The organism is Streptomyces cahuitamycinicus (assembly GCF_002891435.1).
In the GTDB taxonomy this organism is placed as follows: Bacteria; Actinomycetota; Actinomycetes; order Streptomycetales; family Streptomycetaceae; genus Streptomyces; species Streptomyces cahuitamycinicus.
Genome location: NZ_POUC01000646.1, coordinates 1 through 3197, shown reverse-complemented (window position 1 = coordinate 3197; position 3197 = coordinate 1). Strand labels below are relative to the sequence as shown.

The following is a 3197-nucleotide window of genomic DNA, read 5'->3' as shown; positions in this document are numbered from 1 at the left end:
CTAGTCTCGTGGGCTCGGAGAGGTGTATAAGGGACAGGTACGCCCCGCCCGGCGGCGCCGCCGCGAGGGCTCGGTCCTCACCAGGCTCCGGGAGCGGTCCACGGCCGGGCGGGCCGGACCCGTGATCGCCCTGGACCGTCCCGAGCCCGCCGCCCCCGCGAGCACCGACGTACGCCTGCCCGGCGACCTCATCGTTCGCACCACCCCGGACCTGGCCCTCCGGCACGGCATGCAGGTGCCGCTCCTGGTCGACCTCGCCCACCTCTTCGTCTTCGACCAGCACGGCGACCGGATCTGTCCGCACCCGGACCGCCTGCCCGACTTGGGGGAGTGAGGAGCGGCACATCCGGGAGTGGCGGTCCGCGTGCTCTGATGAGCAATGAGCAGGCGTGTCTGGCGCCAGAAAACTATCGCCGCTAGTTTATGTGTCGGACGACGACGCCCCGCCCCGGAGGAAGCGCGATGAAGGCACACGACGGCATGTACATCGACGGCGCCTGGCGCCCCGCCGCCGGCCAGGACGTGATCGAGGTCGTGAACCCGGTCGACGAGCAGGTCATCGGCACGGTCCCGGCGGGCACCGCCGCGGACGTCGACACGGCCGTACGGGCCGCCCGCGCAGCCCTGCCGGACTGGGCCGCCACCCCGCCCGCCGAGCGTGCGGCACGCCTGGGCGCCCTCCGGGAGGTCCTCGTGGCCCGCGCGGACGAGATCGCCGGGACCGTCACGGCCGAACTCGGCTCGCCCCTGAAGTTCTCGCAGGCCGTCCACGCGGGCGTGCCGATCGCCGTGGCGGGCTCGTACGCCGAGCTGGCGGCCACGTACGCCTTCGAGGAGAAGACCGGCAACTCGGTCGTGCACCACGAACCGATCGGTGTCGTGGCCGCGATCACGCCCTGGAACTACCCGCTGCACCAGATCGTCGCCAAGGTCGCCCCGGCCCTCGCGGCCGGCTGCACGGTCGTGGTGAAGCCCGCCGAGGACACCCCGCTGGTCGCCCGCCTCTTCGCCGGCGCGGTGCACGAGGCGGGGCTCCCGGCGGGCGTCTTCAACCTGGTCACCGGCCTCGGTCCGGTCGCGGGGCAGGCCCTCGCCGAGCACCCAGGCGTCGACCTGGTCTCCTTCACCGGTTCCACCGCCGTGGGCCGGCAGATCGCCGCGATCGCCGCCGGGCAGGTCAAGAAGGTCGCCCTCGAACTCGGCGGCAAGTCCGCCAACGTCATCCTCCCGAGCGCCGACCTGGCCAAGGCGGTCAACGTCGGTGTCGCCAACGTGATGTCCAACTCCGGGCAGACGTGCAGCGCGTGGACGCGGATGCTGGTCCACCGCGACCGGTACGACAAGGCGGTCGGGCTCGCCGCGGAGGCCGCCGCCAAGTACGGCGACCGCATCGGCCCGGTCGTAAACGCCAAGCAGCGGGACCGGGTGCGCGGCTACATCGAGCAGGGCGTCGCCGAGGGCGCCCGCCTGGTCGCCGGCGGACCCGAAGCCCCCCGCGAGACGGGCTACTTCGTCAGCCCGACCGTCTTCGCCGACGTCACCGAGGACATGACCATCGCGCAGGAGGAGATCTTCGGACCGGTCCTGTCGATCCTGCGGTACGAGGACGAGGAGGACGCCCTGCGCATCGCCAACGGCACGGTGTACGGCCTGGCCGGCGCCGTCTGGGCAGGCGACGAGGCCGCGGCGGTGGCCTTCGCGCGCCGCATGGAGACCGGCCAGGTCGACATCAACGGCGGCCGCTTCAACCCCCTCGCCCCCTTCGGCGGTTACAAGCAGTCGGGTGTGGGCCGCGAACTGGGCGTGCACGGCCTGGCCGAGTACCTCCAGACCAAGTCCCTCCAGTTCTAGAAGCAGGGGAGTCCCTTCCGTCATGGCTGTCCGCGCCGCCGTCCTGCCCGCCATCGGCTCCCCGCTGGAGATCACCGGTATCGACCTGCCCGACCCCGGGCCCGGCCAGGTCCGCGTCCGGCTCGCCGCCGCCGGGGTCTGCCACTCCGACCTGTCGCTGTCCGACGGCACCATGCGCGTGCCCGTCCCGGCCGTCCTCGGCCATGAGGGCGCCGGCACGGTCGTCTCCGTCGGGGAGGGCGTCGCCCATGTCGCGCCCGGCGACGGGGTCGTCCTCAACTGGGCCCCGTCCTGCGGCGCCTGCCACGCCTGCTCGCTCGGCGAGGTGTGGCTGTGCGCCGACGCCCTCACCGGCGCCGCCGCCGTCTACGCCCGTACCACTGACGGCACCGACCTGCACCCCGGCCTGAACGTCGCCGCGTTCGCCGAGGAGACGGTCGTCTCCGCCTCCTGCGTGCTGCCCGTCCCCGACGGCGTCCCGCTCACCGACGCGGCCCTCCTCGGCTGCGCCGTCCTCACCGGCTACGGCGCCGTCCACCACTCGGCCCGGGTCCGGCAGGGCGAGACGGTCGCGGTGTTCGGGGTCGGGGGAGTGGGCCTGTCCGCACTCCAGGCCGCCCGGATCGCGGGCGCCTCGAAGATCGTCGCGGTGGACGTGTCGGCCGAGAAGGAGGAGCTGGCCAGGGCGGCCGGCGCCACCGACTACGTCGTCGCCTCCGACACCACCGCCCGCGAGATCCGCGGCCTGACCGGCAAGCAGGGCGTCGACGTCGCCGTCGAGTGCGCCGGCCGCGCGGTCACCATCCGCACCGCCTGGGACTCCACCCGCCGCGGCGGCCGCACCACGGTCGTCGGCATCGGCGGCAAGGACCAGCAGGTCACCTTCAACGCCCTGGAGATCTTCCACTGGGGCCGCACCCTCTCCGGCTGCGTCTACGGCAACTCCGACCCGGCCCGGGACCTCCCCGTCCTGGCCGGACACATCCGCGCGGGCCGCCTCGACCTGAGCGCGCTGGTGACGGAACACATCTCCCTGGACGGCATTCCGGCGGCCTTCGAGAACATGCTGGCGGGCAGGGGCGGCCGGGCCCTGGTCGTCTTCTAGCCAGCCCCGTGCGGTACCCCGGCCTCCCGCGAGGCCGGGGTCTTCGGCGAGCCCGGGCCGCGTTCGATGCCGAGTACAGGCAAAAGTCCTGGTGCGCGACCCGTTGACGCACATACCGTCCGGTCAGTACGTTCCCCGGAGCGCGAGCCACCCCCCGTTCCTGTCCCTTATACACATCTGACGCTGCCGACGAACTCTAGGGTGTAGAATTCGGTGGTCGCCGTCTCATTAAAAAAAAAAA

Annotated in this window: 2 protein-coding genes and 1 pseudogene; all 3 read left to right on the top strand. The window is 72.7% G+C overall.

Going from position 1 to position 3197, the window contains the following annotated elements; genetic code table 11:
• Window positions 1–40 precede the first annotated feature (40 nt).
• Window positions 41–334 (top strand): annotated as a pseudogene (locus C1J00_RS40940) (sugar ABC transporter ATP-binding protein); the annotation flags it as partial.
• Window positions 335–462: 128 nt separating this feature from the next.
• Window positions 463–1851: an aldehyde dehydrogenase family protein gene (locus tag C1J00_RS40935; RefSeq protein WP_102913908.1), complete on the top strand. Its 1389-nt coding sequence runs from the start codon at window positions 463–465 to the stop codon at window positions 1849–1851.
• Between the two features lie 22 nt (window positions 1852–1873).
• A complete protein-coding gene (locus tag C1J00_RS40930; protein ID WP_102913907.1) occupies window positions 1874–2956 on the top strand; it encodes a Zn-dependent alcohol dehydrogenase in 1083 nt (360 codons plus the stop codon).
• The last annotated feature ends 241 nt before the right edge of the window (window positions 2957–3197 follow it).